Raw genomic sequence first — 15,761 nt, 5'->3', positions numbered from 1 at the left:
GATGGATTGCCTATCTATATCTTCTTTTCTTGCTATTGAAGGTAAGGATAATTTCGGAAGGACGTGAGGAAAATGATTCGATTGATGGAAGAAAAAGATATACCTGAGGTGTTAGAAATTTATAATGATATTATTTTAACGAGCAAAGCAGTCTATCGATATGAAATTCAATCTTTAGATGAAAAAAAGAAATGGTTTAGCGACCAGCAAGCATTAGGAAATCCGTTGTTTGTATATGACGATAATGGGATGGTCGCTGGCTTTGCAACTTATAGTCAATTCCGTCCTTATCCGGGTTATAAATATACAATGGAGCACTCCGTTTATGTACATAAGGACCGCTATCAAAAAGGTATTGCAACGAATCTTATGCTTAAGCTAATAGAGAAAGCGAAGGAACAAGGGGTAAAGACATTGGTTGCTGGTATAGATGGAGAAAATATTGGTAGTATTAAAGCACATGAGAAACTAGGCTTTGAATATGCAGGAACCATTAAAAATGCAGGCTATAAATTTGAACAATGGCTAGATCTTGTGTTCTATCAACTGCATCTGACTGGACCCAATTCATAAAAGGATATGACAAATGTCATATCCTTTTTGTGATGTTTGCGTCTGTTGCTGACTTATACTCTTGTTTTATGATGAGATCATAAGGAAAAGGAAACGAGGGAGTAAAAGATGGCAACAATTAAAGAAAAAACAAAAAAATTACGCCAAGATGTAGCGCCTTTTGCTAAATCAGATATGCGTAAAAGTGTTTTTCAAATGATCAATACCATTGTACCGTTATTTGCTTTGTGGGTGGCAGGTTACTTGTTAGTTGATGTTTCACCTTGGCTAACAGCTGGTTTAAGCGTTATTTCAGCTGGTTTTGTCGTAAGAACTTTTATTATCTTTCATGATTGTACACACGGGTCATTTTTCAAAAGTAAAAAGGCAAACGACTGGGTTGGATTTTTTACTGGAGTGTTAACGTCATTCCCATATGAAAAATGGAAGCGTGAGCATACAATTCACCATGCAACAAGCTCAAACTTAGACAAGCGTGGTATCGGTGATATTGATATGATGACTGTGGAAGAATATATGCAATCCTCAAAGGGTCAACGATTATGGTATCGCTTCTATCGTAATCCATTTGTAATGTTTGGTTTAGGACCTTTATATATGGTACTTGTTTTAAATCGTTTTAATCGTAAGGATGCAAAGCAAAAGGAACGTACCAACACAATGTTAACGAATATTGCCATTGCCGGAGTTTGTGCCGCTTTAATCTTCTTTATGGGCTGGCAAGCATTTTTATTAGTCCAAGGTGTGACACTATTTATTGCGGGTGCTTTAGGAATTTGGTTATTTTATATTCAGCACACATATGAAGATTCTTACTTTGAACATGATTCAGAGTGGGATTATGTGAAAGCTGCAGTAGAAGGTAGCTCATATTACAAATTGCCGAAAATTTTACAATGGGTTACAGGGAATATCGGTTTCCATCATGTCCATCACTTGGCTCCTCGTGTACCTAACTATAATCTTGAAAAGGCTCATAATGAAACGCCGCCATTACACACGGCGACAACGATTACTTTACGAACTAGTTTAGAATCATTGCGTTATAAGCTATATGATGAAGAGCAAAGTAAATTTGTAACGTTTAAAGAAGTCGAATTAATTATAAAACGGAAAGCAAAAGGCAGTATTGCCGCTTAGTTAAAACAGCCATCTCAATTAGAGAGATGGCTGTTTTAAATATAGCCGAGAAAATAAGCATGTACGGGCAAAAAAATAATTTTCTTGTTATAATAAGGGAAAAGTAGGAAAGAGCGTGAGATTATGTTGAGAAAATGGCATAGTATTATTCCGAATAGTCCTATGCTCAGTATATATTTATGGATTATTTTTTGCTTTCTACCGTTTTTCTTCATTTTTAGAAAATCATCTTATATAGAAATCTCTATAGGCATTACGTTTTTAATGCTATATTTTATTTTCTATCGATTTTCCATGAATTCGAAAAGCGGACTAGTATATATGTGGATCAGCTTTGAAATGGTTATTAATATTGTCATGACGATTTTATATGGTTATGTTTATCTTTCCATTTTTACAGCCTTTTTTATTGGAAATATACGAAGACCAGTTGGTTTCTATATTATGTACGGTCTACATATTGGCTTTACAGTCATATCTACAGGTGCCGGCTTTTTTGTTGAGCTTCAATTATTTTTATCACAATTACCTTTTGTCGTGTTAACTATTTTAGCTGTTGTTCTACTACCGCTAACGATCTATTCCAAAAATAAACGCGAAAACTTAGAAGGGCAGTTAGAAACGGCCAATGAGCGTATTGCAGAGTTAATTGTTTTTGAAGAACGACAACGTATTGCACGTGATTTACATGATACACTGGGGCAAAAATTGTCTATGATCGGTTTGAAAAGTGATTTAGCATCAAGGTTAATTGATCGTGATCCACAGCAAGCTTTAGTTGAAATTAAGGATATACGCCAAACTGCCAGTATCGCCTTAAAAGAGGTTCGTGAATTAGTTTCAGACATGCGTACAGCAAAATTTGAAGATGAGCTCATGCGTATTTCTCAAATATTAAAGGCAGCAGAAATGGAATTTGTCTTTGAAGGCGATAAAAATGCCTTGCAAGTGCCACCGCTTGTAGAAAATGTTTTGTCTATGTGCTTAAAAGAGGCTGTTAATAATGTTGTGAAACATAGTGGTGCAACAAAATGCGAAATAGCTTTCCATCAAAATTTTAAAGAAGTTTACTTAGTAGTTCGTGATAATGGACAAGGCATTACGAAAAAACAAGCATGGAAAACTGGGAACGGATTAAAAGGAATGCGTGAGCGATTAGAGTTTATCAACGGTTCGTTCAAAATTGAAAGTGTGGACGGCACGACATTATCAGTAACCATTCCAGTGGCTATTACGCATCAAAGTGTGAAAGAAAATCTGAAGAACATATAGAAAAGAGGCTTGTGACATGATACGAATTGTGATTGCTGAAGATCAGGGGATGCTATTAGGCGCTCTTCGCTCTTTACTTAGTATGGAGGAGGATATGGAGGTCGTTGGCTTAGCAAAAAATGGTGAGGAAGCATTGATGCTTGTTAAAGAGCACCAGCCTGATATTTGTGTTATGGATATTGAAATGCCAGTTAAAACTGGCCTTGATGCAGCAGAAGAAATGCATGGCTCTGGCTTGGATTGTAAAGTCATTATTTTAACTACATTTGCTAGACCAGGTTATTTCGAGCGTGCTAGAAAAGCTAGTGTAAGGGGATATTTATTAAAGGATAGCCCTATTGAGGAATTAGTTTCTGCAATCCGGACTATTATGGATGGTAAACGAATTTATGCCCCTGAGCTCGTTGATTTTGTGTATGAGGATGATAGTGAAAATCCATTAACTGAGCGAGAAAGTCAGGTGCTGACTCTTGTGGCAGAGGGCAAAACAACGAAGGAAATTGCCGCAGAGCTATTTTTATCTGCTGGAACTGTTCGTAATTATATTTCAACGATTTTAGAAAAATTAAACGTAGGCAATCGTATTGAAGCCATTGCACGCTTTAAAGAAAAAGGATGGAATAAATAAGAAAAGAACCTTATCGCATGGTAGCGGCAAGGTTCTTTTCTGTTTTACTTATTGCGTTTTGTTAAGCGTCCAAGAACGAATGCACCTGCAGCTACAGCAAGAACTGTATTCGTCTTTTTCGTAAACACTTGTTTTGTGACAAGGTTAAGGTTTTGAGGGCGTTCAGCTAGGCGACGCATAAAGTAACCGTACCAATCTTCGCCGAATGGAACGTACACACAGAAGTTATAGCCTTCTTTAGCTAGCTCTTTTTGCATATCTGTACGGAATCCATAAAGCATTTGGAATTCGAATTTATCAAGTGGAATATTATGATCAGCTACAAAGCGTTTAACGTGAGCAATAATATTATGGTCATGTGTAGCAATGGACGTAAATTTACCATGTAGTAAATGATATTCAATTAACTCAATAAAGTTTAAATCGATATCCAATTTATCTTGATAAGCAACTTCAACAGGCTCTTTATACGCTCCTTTTACGATACGTAAACGGTAGTCCTTGAATTTTTCGATATCGTCTTTTGCACGGTAAAAGTAAGATTGAATCACAGTTCCAACATTATTAAATGTTTTAGACAATTCTTCTACCATATCAAAAGATGTTTGAAGACGCCCAAAGTCCTCCATGTCGAAGTTAACAAATATATCATAAGCAGCCGCTTTTTCAACAATTTCATACAGATTGTCATAGCAGAAATCTACATCAATATCTAAACCTAATTGAGAAGGCTTTAATGAAATATGTGCTTTTACATCATTTTCATGAATAGCTTCTACCACAGAGAGAATTTTATCTTTTGCAGCAGTTGCTTCTTCTTTACTTGAAACAAATTCACCAAGGTTATCTACTGTACATGAGATATTATGTGCATTCAGTTCTTTGATGCTTGCAATTGTTTCTTCAATATTTGTACCAGCTACTACACTTTGTGCTCCTAATTTTAGGCCATATTTCTTTGCAGCACTATTCAATAGTTGGTTTTCAGATAGCTGGATGAAAAAATCGCGTAATAACATGGTCATTCTCCTAACTGCATTTTCTTTTTAGTATATCATAAATTATTAAAACTATATTAAATCTGCTTAACAATTATTTCAATTCAAGTATTTGCATACGCTCATTAAAAAGTGCAGGATAACTTAAAAAACCAATCATGATACTTGATAATGTCGCCGTTGTTAGGAGAGCGAAGATGATCAAAAGTTGAAATTGTACAGCCTGAATGGGGTCGGCACCACCAATGATTTGGCCGCTCATCATACCTGGTAGCTGTACTAAGCCAATTGTTTTTTGGCTTTCAATCGTGGGAATCATACTCGCCTTTACGGCATTGATAAGTTGTCGATGAACAGCTTGTTTGGGTGTGCCTCCAAGTGACAAAATTAATTCCATTTGATCTTTATGGCTAGTAATTTCAGCCGTAAATCGGTTTAAAAATAAAATGGATAACACCATTGAATTACCAATTAACATACCACTAATTGGAATAATATACTGAGCGGTCGCTGGCACAATGTTAAAGCCAAGTAAGACTCCTTGTGTAATGATTTCTATCATCACAAGTGTCAGTGCTATTTTCCAGGTGATCCCTTTAATACCTTCTCCTTTTTTTCGAGCATTAAATGTAGCGACTAGTATCATTAACGCAACCATAAGAAAAATATATACATAACTATTTGCATCAAAGACAAATTTTAGTATATAGCCAACAGCGAGCAATTGAACGATAGACCGAAGGGTTGCAATAAGCGTATCTTTTTCAAGTCCTAATTTTAATGTTTTGGATAGCAGTAGAGGGATGCACACGAAAATTAATGTTAGTGATAAGGACGTATAAGTCATATGTTAGCCCCCTGTACAAATTCTGCTACGCGTGGGTTAGTCGGTGCTTTAAGTAAAGCGCTCTTGCCAGTTTCTATTAGCTCCCCATTCATCATGACCCATGTATAGTGTCCGATCGTTAATGCTTGTTGCAAATTATGAGTAATCCAAATCATCGTCACATTATATTTTTTATTAATAGTGGCGATGAGCTTTTCAATTTCCTTTACAGATTGGCGATCCAGTGCAGAAGTTATTTCATCTAATAATAAGATAGAGGATTGATTAATAAGTGTTCTTGCTATAGAAACCTTTTGACGCTGTCCTCCTGATAAATCATTTGTGGATTGGTGTAAGAAGCTTTCATCTAAGCCAACATCCTCTAAATATTGAATGGCCTCCTGTTGAGAGAGTTTTTTTTCCTGCAATGTCCGGGGGAGTGCGAGGTTTTCCTTTACAGTGCCAGCAATCATAGGAGCAGCTTGTAGGGCGATACCAACATGTCTTCGTAATGCTGAGGGCTCATAATTTGAGATGGGCTCATTATCAATGAGTATATGTCCGTTTGTCGGTGAAAGAAGGCCATTACATAATTTAAGCAGGGTTGTTTTACCTGCACCAGAAGGGCCGACGAGAGTGGTAATTTGACCTTTTGGAAACGACCCAGTAATTGACTTTAATATCATTTTGTCATTTACTGAGAATTGAACTTGTTGAAAGTGAATGGCAGGCTCGTATAGAGTATTCATGTAGTGAAACTCCTTTGCTATAGTCAGTAAAATAACTGTAGCATGAAATGAAGTAAAGATGCAGTTTAAATATAAGATTTTAGAAATGAAGGGATAATAGGGAATGGAGATATTGTATTTCGATACGTTAACGTTTGCACAAGGTGCTATGTACATCGTAGCCACAACTGATGGACTTGCCTATATTGGGACGCCTAATGCATCATTTGATGAGGTTAAGGAGTGGGCAAAAAAGCCTTTTAAAGGTTATAGCTTTGAGAAAAATGAAGAAAAATTGCAACCATATAAGGAACAATTAACAGCCTATTTTAACAAGGAATTGACAGACTTTGATGTACCTATCCATGTGAAGGGGACACCTTTTCAATTAGCTGTGTGGGACGCCCTAAAAGAATTACCCTATGGTTCAACAACATCGTATGGAAGCATCGCAGAACGTATTGGGAACCCCAAAGCAGTTAGGGCTGTAGGTAGTGCTATTGGTGCGAATCCAATATTAGCTATTATTCCATGCCATCGTGTCATTGGCAAAAATGGTCAATTAACAGGCTTTCGTAGTGGACTAGATGTAAAACAATTTTTATTAGAACTAGAGAAAGATTAATACGTTCATTAGCCATTAGTTCAAAAAGGAAATCTGTCTGCTACTTTATTAATAGCAGAGCAGATTTTTCTTCTGTCTATATGTGCTGTTCTTCTTGTTGTACAGTGTTTTGTGTTTTACCGAAATGTGTTAAACGATGGGCAAAGGTTTCTCCTCGAACCGCAGAGCTTTTGAAAATATCTTGGAATTCGTAGGCAGGCGCTCCGTGTTCCATGACATCTAAACCAGCAATTTCCTCTTCCACCGTTACACGTAAAGGTACAAAAGCTTTAATGATAAATATACCGGCTGCTACAGATACACTAACCCAGGCTATTGTAGCGATCACACCGATAGCTTGAATGCCTAGCAAACTCAAACCCCCACCATAAAATAAGCCTTGCCCGTTACTATCAAATAATCCAACGGCTAATGTCCCCCACACACCGCAAATACCGTGTACAGCAATTGCACCAACTGGATCATCTACTTTTAGCTTCCACTCAATGAATCGCACACCTTCAACAAGTAATGGAGCGGCGATAAGGCCAATTAAAATAGAGCCGATAATGCTGACATTTGCTGCACCTGCTGTAATTCCTACTAGTCCTGCTAGTGCACCATTTAATGTGAGGGAGCCGTCAATATGTCCATAACGGAACTTCGTATAGAAGGAGGTTGCTACGACACCAGCGGCCGCTGCAAAAAATGTATTTGCGATGACATTCGGAACAAGTTCAGGATCGGCAGCTAAAGTGGATGCGCCATTAAAGCCAAACCAACCAAACCAAAGTAAAAATACGCCTAATGCTCCTAATGGAATACTATGACCTGTAATAACATTTACTCGACCATTTTCATATTTACCTAGTCGTGGTCCAACCATAACTGCGGCGATAAAGGCAGCTACAGCTCCCGTTAAGTGAACGACTGTTGAGCCAGCAAAATCCACAAAGCCTAAATCAGTCAACCAACCTTGGCCACTCCAAACCCAATGGCCTACAACAGGATAAACGACTAATGACATAAGTATAATGACTCCGATATAAGCAAAAATATTAGTACGCTCTGCCACAGCACCAGATAAAATAGTTGCTCCTGTTGCAGCAAACATTGTTTGGAAAATAAAGAATGAAAGATCATCGACTCCGTTTAAAGCAAAACCACTTATGCCGAAAATACCACCTACACTGTCACCAAACATAATTGCGTAGCCACATAAAAAATAGACAATTCCCCCTAGGGAAATAGTTAGAAAATTTTTCATGATGATGTTTACAGCATTTTTTGAACGTGTAAACCCTGCCTCTACCATAGCGAATCCAGCATGCATAAAAAATACTAAAATTGTGCCTAACATCACCCAAATTAAATTAACAGATAACAATAGTTCATCCATCTATATCGCCCCCTTTATTCTACTGCAATCGATCCGACTTCTTTTGTTCGGATACGAATTGCTTGTTCTACTGGATAAATGAAAATTTTTCCATCACCAACCTTGCCAGTTGCTGCTTCGCGCAATAGTATTTCTACAATGCCATCCACTTTACTATCATCTACAATCATTTCTAATTTCAATTTAGGTAAAAACTCAATTTCATACGTATTACCACGAAATAAACCAGTCCTCCCTAATTGACGGCCACAACCTGCGATTTCAGAAACGCTTAGTCCTGCAATCCCTTGTTGTGCCAGACCGTCCCGAACGGCTCCAAAAACCTCAGGACGAATGATGACTTCGATTTTTTTCATCTGTACCAGCTCCTTGCGTAATTTTAATTTACATGTTAAATCGCCTGAAACAGTAGTGCAATTACTTTTTTAAAATTCGTGTTAGGTTTTATCACACGAATTATTTTTATTCTCGAAATAGTTGCTGTAAAAAGGTTTTAGAATGGGAATGAAAGCGGTACTAAAATTTGTGTCTAAAATATGAACAGTTCTAAATTTTCTGACTATTAGTGTTAGAAAACCTTACATTAGGGAGTGTGAATGTCATACGCAAGAATTTGGGTATATAGTGTATACTAGGACTAATTATCAAAGCGGAAGAAGGGGTTTCTTGTGAGATCAAACTATGCAGATGATAGCTTAGCGCTACACACAGACTTATATCAAATCAATATGGCCGAATCCTATTGGGCTGATGGGATACATAATAAAAAAGCAGTTTTTGAGTTGTATTTTAGAAAATTACCATTTGGCAATGGTTATGCAATATTTGCTGGCCTAGAGCGAATGCTGGATTATTTACGGAATTTCCGTTTTAGTGAATCTGATATTGCGTATTTACGTGATGAAGTTGGTTATAAAGAGGATTTTATTGAGTATTTAAAAGATATTCGATTCACAGGGGATATGTATTCGATGGTAGAGGGAGAGCTTGTTTTTGCCAATGAACCGATTGTTCGAATAGAAGCTCCATTAGTGGAGGCTCAGCTTATAGAAACAGCATTATTGAACATCGTTAATTATCAAACATTAATAGCGACGAAGGCTAGTCGTATTAAACAAATCATTAAAAATGAAGTAGCCATGGAATTTGGTACACGACGCGCACAAGAAATGGATGCAGCTATTTGGGGTACACGTGCAGCCTTTATAGGTGGTTTTGCTTCCACTAGTAATGTAAGAGCAGGTAAACTGTTTAACATCCCAGTGTCTGGTACACATGCACATGCGTTGGTACAGGCCTATAAAAATGATTATGATGCTTTCCATTCTTATGCAAAACGTCATAGCGACTGTGTTTTTCTTGTAGATACGTATAATACTTTGAAATCAGGTGTTCCAACGGCTATAAAAGTAGCTAAAGAATTAGGAGACAAAATTAATTTTATTGGTATTCGTTTAGATAGTGGAGACATTGCGTTTTTATCAAAAGAGGCTCGTCGCATGCTAGATGCTGCAGGTTTCCATGATACAAAAATCATTGTTTCAAATGATTTGGATGAATACACGATCTTAAATTTAAAAGCTCAAGGGGCAAAAGTAGATGTGTGGGGAATCGGTACAAAGCTTATTACAGCTTATGATCAGCCTGCATTAGGTGCTGTTTACAAAATGGTTGCCATTGAAAACAGCGATGGTCAACTGGAGGATACCATTAAAATATCAGCGAATGCTGAAAAAGTATCAACGCCAGGTCTCAAAAATGTATATCGTATTATCGATAAAAAGAATGGCAAGGCAGAGGGAGATTATATTGCGATGCAAGATGAAAACCCTCAGGGGGAGGAACGTATTAAAATGTTCCACCCAATTCACACGTTTGTCTCTAAGTTTGTCACGAATTTCGAAGCGAAAAATTTACATCAGCATGTGATTCATAATGGAGAAATCAACTATCATAACCCAACGCTTGAGGAAATGCGTGATTATGCAGCCGGAAATTTAGAGCTGCTTTGGGATGAATACAAACGTGCGATGAATCCTGAAGAGTATCCCGTCGATTTAAGTCAAAAATGCTGGGATAATAAAATGCGCAATATTGAGGAAGTTCATAACATGGTTAAGCAAATGTAAAAAGGGAGTGATGGAAACAATGACTTTACAGCAACAAATCATTGAAGAATTACGTGTACAACCAACTATCGATGCCCACGAGGAAATACGTAAATCCATTGATTTCTTAAAGGAATATGCGAAACATTATAGTTTTGTAAAAGGATTTGTTCTTGGTATCTCTGGTGGTCAGGATTCAACATTAACAGGAAAGCTAGCGCAACTAGCTGTTGACGAGCTAAATAAAGAAGCTGGTGAAATGAAGTATTCATTTTGGGCGATTCGCTTACCATATGGAGTGCAAGCAGATGAGCAAGATTGTCAGGACGCTATCGACTATATTAAGCCGACGGGATCTTATACAGTTAATATAAAAGATGCTGTCGATGCGAGTGTGAGGGCCCTAGCAAATGCAGGTGTTCAGCTGAATGATTTTGTCAAAGGGAACGAAAAAGCACGGGAGCGTATGAAAGTGCAATATTCGATTGCTGCAATGAATGGAGCAGTCGTATTAGGAACGGATCATGCAGCCGAGGCCATCACAGGTTTTTATACTAAATTTGGTGATGGAGGAGCTGACTTAATGCCAATCTTTCGTTTGAATAAACGACAAGGGAAGCAGTTATTGGCAGAGCTCAAATGTCCTGAACATCTTTATATGAAGGTGCCAACAGCAGATTTGGAGGAAAATCGCCCATCTTTGCCAGATGAAGTGGCTCTTGGGGTGTCCTATGATCAAATTGATGATTATTTAGAGGGGAAGGAAATCCCAGAAGAACCTCGCCAACTACTGGAAGGATATTATTTGCGTTCGCAACATAAACGCCATATGCCTATTACAATATTTGATGTTTTTTGGAAGTAAAATAAGGGAAAAGAGTTGTAAAAGTGAATCTCACTTTTGAAAATAGCTCTTTTCTCTCTTTTTTTATGCAATTTGGTTCTATGTTGTTAAATATCATCATATAATGTCGATATAATTACCTATAAGGATTATAAAATGTAAGGGAGGGTAACTAAATATGAGGACTTCTAGAGTAAATGCAACGACAAGTAGTGTTTTTCGTCAGGAAAATCAATATTTACATGCAGGTGATATTAGCCATAATTTTGGGCAAAATCCACAAAATCTATTTAAAAATAGTTTGCAAAGAAATAAAGAGAAGAAGCGCAGTTCAATAAATGCGCCAAATCAGCAGAAACAGCATCAACATACAGTGCCTATCCATATGGATAGTACGAATGATTTGCAAATACGTCATGAATTAAATGAAACTGCGTTAAAGCTTAGTCGTTTAAGCAGACAAAAGAAGCGACTTAATAGTTACCGTTCTTCCATATAAAGACCAGACTCTCCACAGCCAAACATGTGGGGAGTTTTTTTGTGTATTTGAATGAAAAAGAAGTGCTAAATTCAAATTATTTGAAATGAAGATGTTCATTGAATGTTCAAGATAATTTTTCCAATTCTTCACCGCGATTTTTTACTAATTTCACAACTAATCTGTATTGTTGAATATGGCAACAGAAAACTAAATTTGGAGGGAATAGTTGTGAAAAAATTATGGTTACCAGCATTAATAGTATTATTTGTACTAGCAGCATGTACTAGCGAAAAACCTCAGGTAAAGGAGAAGGAATCAGAGCAAGGCGCTACTGAAATAGAAACGAAGGTAATGGATGATTCTGTACAAGTTGCTTCACTTGTAGATTCGCGGTTACAAGAGCCGAAGGAGGATACAGTTTGTGAAATGTGTAATATGAAGGTTTACATGAAGGATCATGAAATGGGCGTATTTTCAGCGCAAGCGATAAAAGAAGATGGGACTATTGCTTTTTATGACGATATTGGCTGTTTGTTAAATGCAGAGGTTGCTAATGAAGAGAACAATGCAAAATTTGTCCGTGATTTTGTGACGAAGGAGTGGGCGAAGGTCGAAGATGTAACAATTGTGAAAACAGAGCTGAAATCTCCGATGAACTGGGGCTATATTTACTTCGTGAACAAAGCGGAAGCAGATACATACATCCAAGAAAATTCGAATGCTTATATGGAGGAACTACAAAAAATTAAAGATGACGCATTGGAACGACGTAAGAAAATGATGGAAAAAAAGGCTGAGGGAGAGAATGGAGATTCTAGTTCTATGCATTCAAGTGATATGAATCATGGGCAAGAGGGACATGGTCATTAAAAGCTTAGACTAGGGGAACTTTCCTCTAGTCTTTTCATGCTGAATAAGGAGGGACAGTAATGAAACGAATAGGTTGGTTCATATTGTTTTTTCTATGGACATGTCAAACAGCAAAAGCAGAGTTTGATCTTCAATTTGCTATTGATCAAGCGAGACCTGGAGAGATTGTTCATATTCCTGCCGGTCGTTACCAAGGAAATTTTACCGTAAAGAAATCGATTACACTCCAAGGAGAAAAAGGGGTTGAACTTTATTCTCAAAATACTAAACCTGCATTAAAAATAGACCATACGGCTAATGTCTCTATCGAAGATATAATGATTTCTGCCAAAAACAAAGGGATTGTTGTTAATGAAGTGGAGAATTTAAAAGTGAAAGCTATTGAAATAAAGGATGTACAAGTGGGTATCCATATTCAACGTTCTAAGCATATTCAATTATTAGAAAATAAGATTGTTGGTAATCAGTTACATTATGCTGAAAAAGGCAATGGGATTGCTGTGTTTAAAAGTGAGGACATTGCTATTGAACATAATGCAATTGATCTTGTGCAAGATGGGATATATGTAGAAGAAGTGAGACATATCAATGTGCGACAAAACGAAGTGACAAACAGTCGTTATGGAACGCATTTTATGTATTCAATTGATGTGAAGGTGCTTTTTAATTCATATTTACATAATGTGACAGGTCTTATGGTAATGATGACTACGGACTTAGAAATAGCGAGCAATACATTTAGTAACCATAATGATTTCAATAGCTATGGCCTTTTAATGTATGACACACAACAGGCGAAGGTAAGAAAAAATAGCATTCGAAATAATCGGGTAGGTGTAGCAATGCAAAAATGTTCAGTCATACAAATACAAGAAAATGGGTTTCAGATGAATCAGACTGCCTTAGAAGGAACAAAGGTAGATAATCACTCTATCATCAATGATAATCAGTTTACTGGAAATATATTAACGGCAAGATCGGACCAACAAGGCTTGCGATTAGTTCGTAATTTTTATGATGATTACCGAGGGTTAGATGTTGCGGGAGATGGTTTCGGAGATGTTCCCTACGTGGCTGTGTCAAGCTTTGGTCAATGGATGGTGAGACAACCGGTTTATCAATTTTTTGTGGCATCACCGAGTGTTATGATTCTGACATCACTTGATCAGGAAGTGAATAAAACAGAACAAAATTTGCTTGTAGATAACGAACCAAGATTAATCAGCCATACGAAAGAGAAGTCGTTTTCGATCAACATCTTACAATTTATTTTTGGTTTAGTTGTATCTATGAGTGGATTTTGGCTGTGGAAAAGAGGGGTGTAAGTATGACGAGGTGGATAGCCATTCTAGTTATATGCAGTACAATATTGGGTGGTTGCGGCGAAAAGACGTATAACCCACGTGATATTATCCGTGAAACAGATATTTGTGAAATTTGTAATATGAGTATCGTTCATCATGAATATGCTGGACAAATTGTGCTCACAAATGGAGATTATAAGATTTTTGATGATATTGGGTGTTTGATGGATTATCTGTCGCTAAATGGTGAGGATGAAATTGGCGCAGCCTATATTAAAAATAAAGCAAATAATGAATGGATTGACGTTTATAAAGCTACCTATGTGTACAATGCAGGTTATTGGACTCCGATGAACTATGGAGTACTTGCATTTGCGACGAAGGATGAGGCGCAGGAATGGATGACCAATGAAGGAGAGGGGCAATTATTAGCCTATCAAGATTTGCTGACGTTTAATTGGGGGATTCATGAATGATGTTTGTGAAAATAGAGTTGAAGCAAATTTTAAGAAGCCATTGGATGCAACTAGTAGCTTTTCTTTTTACTTTTGTTTTTGTAGCGATTATTGTCATTCAGCGAATGGCATTACCTGATGTGGAGGGCTTTACACGTCAAACGGCATCATTTTTAAATGTGTTATTGTTTCTATTACCTTTATTTATTATCACCATTGGAAGTATGAGTATAGCCGGCGATATTGAATCTGGCTGGTTTTCATTATTAAAAACATATCCAATGAAAATTGGGCAATATATTATAGGGAAATATGTGGCTATATCACTTGCCTTTTTATTAGTAGTGCTTGTGGCATTTGGCGTTGTCTTAGCAATAGGTGGTCTATTAGGCGGCGTCCAGTTACCGATTATTTTAGTGATCCTTACGTTATTATGTATCTTTATATTTGTCTCATTAGGTATTGTACTGGGGGCAGTGGCTAAAACAAGATTATTTGCACTAGCCTTATCACTTGTTGTATGGTCCTTTTTTTTACTGCTCATTTCTTATGCGTTAATGGCTCTAGGTGCAGTTGTAGCGGGTCATGTTTTACAAAAGCTTACCATTATATCGATACATATTAATCCCGTAGAATGGCTACGCTTTGGTTATTTTATATTCACCAATCAGGCTAGTGTGCTTGGTCCAGCATTTTATGGTGTCACGAGGTTTTATTCGTCAACTTTAGGTCTTGTGTTGTATGTGGTGGTGACGCTTCTTTGGATCCTTCTACCACTAATGCTAGCTACTAAGTTTTCGAAGGAGGTCACACAGCGATGATTCTTTTAGAAGCCAAAAATATAGCCAATGTCTATGAAAATGGTAGAGGTTTAAAAGAAGCTACCTTTACATTACATTCTGGTAAAATTTTAGCGCTGGTTGGGGGTAATGGTGCCGGAAAGAGTACGTTGATCCGTTTACTAACGGGTCAAGAGAAGGGAAAGTCCGGAGAAATGATATGGCATAAACCAGATGTCATTCGTTATATGCCTGATGACGTAAATTTTCCAACCATGCTAACGGCAGCTGAAATTTTTGATCTACTAGCCTCTTTAAAGCAAGTAGATCAAAATGAACAAGAGTGCATATTGAAGCGTGTTTCCTTGTGGGATGTTCGTAATCAACCAGCTAAACAATTTTCTAAAGGGATGCTTCAGCGACTAAATCTTGCGCAATGTTTACTTGGAAGTGGATCTTTGCTGATCTTGGATGAACCGACAAATGGTCTTGATCCATTTTGGATAGCGCAATTAAAAAACGTAATGTTAGAGGAAAAGAACAAAGGAAATACGGTCATATTCTCTACTCACTTGCTGTCTTTTGCTGAAGAAATAGCAGATGATGTATTAGTTTTACATGATGGGGAAATTATAATTTCTGGTGGGATCACTGAAATTTTCACACAAGAAAATTCTACATCTTTGGAAGAAATATGGTTAAAAAGATTAAAATTGTAACATTCTAATGAATAGTGACGTTATATACTAAAC

Annotated in this window: 18 protein-coding genes; 13 read left to right on the top strand and 5 right to left on the bottom strand. The window is 37.1% G+C overall.

Annotation, left to right across the window (positions count from 1 at the left end; translation table 11 throughout):
- The first annotated feature begins 72 nt into the window (after window positions 1-72).
- The 4 genes from MKX57_RS21210 to MKX57_RS21195 all read left to right on the top strand — a co-directional run bounded on the left by MKX57_RS21210 (window position 73) and on the right by MKX57_RS21195 (window position 3,613).
- The gene (locus MKX57_RS21210; RefSeq protein WP_090003210.1) at window positions 73-573 is read left to right on the top strand and encodes a GNAT family N-acetyltransferase; all 501 of its coding nucleotides are present in this window, start codon (window positions 73-75) and stop codon (window positions 571-573) included.
- Window positions 574-681: 108 nt separating this feature from the next.
- Window positions 682-1,713 carry a fatty acid desaturase gene (locus MKX57_RS21205; RefSeq protein WP_342530957.1) on the top strand — a complete coding sequence of 344 codons (1,032 nt, stop codon included), beginning with the start codon at window positions 682-684 and terminating at the stop codon, window positions 1,711-1,713.
- Between the two features lie 321 nt (window positions 1,714-2,034).
- Complete coding sequence (locus MKX57_RS21200; protein ID WP_043989641.1) at window positions 2,035-2,985, top strand: sensor histidine kinase; 951 nt, start codon at window positions 2,035-2,037, stop codon at window positions 2,983-2,985.
- 16 nt (window positions 2,986-3,001) lie between these two features.
- On the top strand, window positions 3,002-3,613 hold the full coding sequence (locus MKX57_RS21195) for a response regulator transcription factor (protein WP_008173706.1): 612 nt from the start codon (window positions 3,002-3,004) through the stop codon (window positions 3,611-3,613).
- 44 nt (window positions 3,614-3,657) lie between these two features.
- Here MKX57_RS21195 and MKX57_RS21190 read toward each other — a convergent pair whose 3' ends face one another.
- The 3 genes from MKX57_RS21190 to MKX57_RS21180 form a co-directional block, all read right to left on the bottom strand.
- Window positions 3,658-4,632: a proline dehydrogenase family protein gene (locus MKX57_RS21190; RefSeq protein WP_008173705.1), complete on the bottom strand. Its 975-nt coding sequence runs from the start codon at window positions 4,630-4,632 to the stop codon at window positions 3,658-3,660.
- Between the two features lie 73 nt (window positions 4,633-4,705).
- Window positions 4,706-5,458: an iron export ABC transporter permease subunit FetB gene (gene fetB / locus MKX57_RS21185; RefSeq protein WP_089987286.1), complete on the bottom strand. Its 753-nt coding sequence runs from the start codon at window positions 5,456-5,458 to the stop codon at window positions 4,706-4,708.
- Entirely contained in the window at window positions 5,455-6,186 is a 732-nt protein-coding gene (locus tag MKX57_RS21180; protein ID WP_171366094.1) for a phosphate ABC transporter ATP-binding protein, read from the bottom strand. The genes fetB and MKX57_RS21180 overlap by 4 nt, the downstream gene beginning before the upstream one ends.
- Before the next feature lie 103 nt (window positions 6,187-6,289).
- Here MKX57_RS21180 and MKX57_RS21175 point away from each other — a divergent pair, with 103 nt between their 5' ends.
- On the top strand, window positions 6,290-6,790 hold the full coding sequence (locus MKX57_RS21175) for a methylated-DNA--[protein]-cysteine S-methyltransferase (RefSeq protein ID WP_008173702.1): 501 nt from the start codon (window positions 6,290-6,292) through the stop codon (window positions 6,788-6,790).
- A 76-nt stretch (window positions 6,791-6,866) separates the two neighbouring features.
- Here MKX57_RS21175 and MKX57_RS21170 read toward each other — a convergent pair whose 3' ends face one another.
- Both MKX57_RS21170 and MKX57_RS21165 read right to left on the bottom strand, forming a co-directional pair.
- Window positions 6,867-8,168: an ammonium transporter gene (locus MKX57_RS21170; protein ID WP_342530951.1), complete on the bottom strand. Its 1,302-nt coding sequence runs from the start codon at window positions 8,166-8,168 to the stop codon at window positions 6,867-6,869.
- A 14-nt stretch (window positions 8,169-8,182) separates the two neighbouring features.
- On the bottom strand, window positions 8,183-8,524 hold the full coding sequence (locus MKX57_RS21165) for a P-II family nitrogen regulator (RefSeq protein ID WP_012291989.1): 342 nt from the start codon (window positions 8,522-8,524) through the stop codon (window positions 8,183-8,185).
- Between the two features lie 312 nt (window positions 8,525-8,836).
- On the opposite strand from MKX57_RS21165, the gene MKX57_RS21160 reads away from it, so the two are divergent.
- From MKX57_RS21160 to MKX57_RS21125, 8 genes are all read left to right on the top strand, one after another.
- Window positions 8,837-10,297 (top strand): nicotinate phosphoribosyltransferase, encoded by a 1,461-nt coding sequence (locus MKX57_RS21160; protein WP_008173699.1) that lies wholly within the window; start codon window positions 8,837-8,839, stop codon window positions 10,295-10,297.
- A 19-nt stretch (window positions 10,298-10,316) separates the two neighbouring features.
- Complete coding sequence (gene nadE, locus MKX57_RS21155; protein ID WP_008173697.1) at window positions 10,317-11,141, top strand: ammonia-dependent NAD(+) synthetase; 825 nt, start codon at window positions 10,317-10,319, stop codon at window positions 11,139-11,141.
- Between the two features lie 157 nt (window positions 11,142-11,298).
- The gene (locus MKX57_RS21150) at window positions 11,299-11,619 is read left to right on the top strand and encodes an NAD synthetase (protein WP_089987290.1); all 321 of its coding nucleotides are present in this window, start codon (window positions 11,299-11,301) and stop codon (window positions 11,617-11,619) included.
- Window positions 11,620-11,829: 210 nt separating this feature from the next.
- The gene (locus tag MKX57_RS21145) at window positions 11,830-12,471 is read left to right on the top strand and encodes a hypothetical protein (RefSeq protein ID WP_090003212.1); all 642 of its coding nucleotides are present in this window, start codon (window positions 11,830-11,832) and stop codon (window positions 12,469-12,471) included.
- A gap of 59 nt (window positions 12,472-12,530) precedes the next feature.
- Window positions 12,531-13,796 (top strand): NosD domain-containing protein, encoded by a 1,266-nt coding sequence (locus tag MKX57_RS21140; protein WP_342550580.1) that lies wholly within the window; start codon window positions 12,531-12,533, stop codon window positions 13,794-13,796.
- Window positions 13,797-13,798: 2 nt separating this feature from the next.
- Entirely contained in the window at window positions 13,799-14,251 is a 453-nt protein-coding gene (locus MKX57_RS21135; RefSeq protein WP_342550579.1) for a nitrous oxide reductase accessory protein NosL, read from the top strand.
- The gene (locus tag MKX57_RS21130) at window positions 14,248-15,051 is read left to right on the top strand and encodes an ABC transporter permease subunit (protein ID WP_237068910.1); all 804 of its coding nucleotides are present in this window, start codon (window positions 14,248-14,250) and stop codon (window positions 15,049-15,051) included. Before MKX57_RS21135 ends, MKX57_RS21130 begins: the two co-directional genes overlap by 4 nt.
- Window positions 15,048-15,728, top strand: coding sequence for an ABC transporter ATP-binding protein (locus MKX57_RS21125; RefSeq protein WP_089987292.1), 681 nt, complete (start codon window positions 15,048-15,050; stop codon window positions 15,726-15,728). Before MKX57_RS21130 ends, MKX57_RS21125 begins: the two co-directional genes overlap by 4 nt.
- Window positions 15,729-15,761 lie beyond the last annotated feature (33 nt).

The organism is Lysinibacillus sp. FSL M8-0216 (assembly GCF_038595555.1).
GTDB classification, from domain to species: Bacteria; Bacillota; Bacilli; order Bacillales_A; family Planococcaceae; genus Lysinibacillus; species Lysinibacillus fusiformis.
This window is presented reverse-complemented; position numbering and strand designations above follow the sequence as displayed.

What these genes read in the sequence shown, in the direction of transcription:
- MKX57_RS21190 (WP_008173705.1), bottom strand. Translation starts at nt 4,632, where the DNA reads ATGTTATTACGCGATTTTTTCATCCAGCTATCTGAAAACCAACTATTG.
- MKX57_RS21200 (WP_043989641.1), top strand. Translation starts at nt 2,035, where the DNA reads ATGTGGATCAGCTTTGAAATGGTTATTAATATTGTCATGACGATTTTA.
- MKX57_RS21210 (WP_090003210.1), top strand. Translation starts at nt 73, where the DNA reads ATGATTCGATTGATGGAAGAAAAAGATATACCTGAGGTGTTAGAAATT.
- MKX57_RS21135 (WP_342550579.1), top strand. Translation starts at nt 13,799, where the DNA reads ATGACGAGGTGGATAGCCATTCTAGTTATATGCAGTACAATATTGGGT.
- MKX57_RS21195 (WP_008173706.1), top strand. Translation starts at nt 3,002, where the DNA reads ATGATACGAATTGTGATTGCTGAAGATCAGGGGATGCTATTAGGCGCT.
- MKX57_RS21175 (WP_008173702.1), top strand. Translation starts at nt 6,290, where the DNA reads ATGGAGATATTGTATTTCGATACGTTAACGTTTGCACAAGGTGCTATG.
- fetB (WP_089987286.1), bottom strand. Translation starts at nt 5,458, where the DNA reads ATGACTTATACGTCCTTATCACTAACATTAATTTTCGTGTGCATCCCT.
- MKX57_RS21165 (WP_012291989.1), bottom strand. Translation starts at nt 8,524, where the DNA reads ATGAAAAAAATCGAAGTCATCATTCGTCCTGAGGTTTTTGGAGCCGTT.
- MKX57_RS21150 (WP_089987290.1), top strand. Translation starts at nt 11,299, where the DNA reads ATGAGGACTTCTAGAGTAAATGCAACGACAAGTAGTGTTTTTCGTCAG.
- MKX57_RS21130 (WP_237068910.1), top strand. Translation starts at nt 14,248, where the DNA reads ATGATGTTTGTGAAAATAGAGTTGAAGCAAATTTTAAGAAGCCATTGG.
- MKX57_RS21125 (WP_089987292.1), top strand. Translation starts at nt 15,048, where the DNA reads ATGATTCTTTTAGAAGCCAAAAATATAGCCAATGTCTATGAAAATGGT.
- MKX57_RS21140 (WP_342550580.1), top strand. Translation starts at nt 12,531, where the DNA reads ATGAAACGAATAGGTTGGTTCATATTGTTTTTTCTATGGACATGTCAA.
- MKX57_RS21170 (WP_342530951.1), bottom strand. Translation starts at nt 8,168, where the DNA reads ATGGATGAACTATTGTTATCTGTTAATTTAATTTGGGTGATGTTAGGC.
- MKX57_RS21205 (WP_342530957.1), top strand. Translation starts at nt 682, where the DNA reads ATGGCAACAATTAAAGAAAAAACAAAAAAATTACGCCAAGATGTAGCG.
- nadE (WP_008173697.1), top strand. Translation starts at nt 10,317, where the DNA reads ATGACTTTACAGCAACAAATCATTGAAGAATTACGTGTACAACCAACT.
- MKX57_RS21180 (WP_171366094.1), bottom strand. Translation starts at nt 6,186, where the DNA reads ATGAATACTCTATACGAGCCTGCCATTCACTTTCAACAAGTTCAATTC.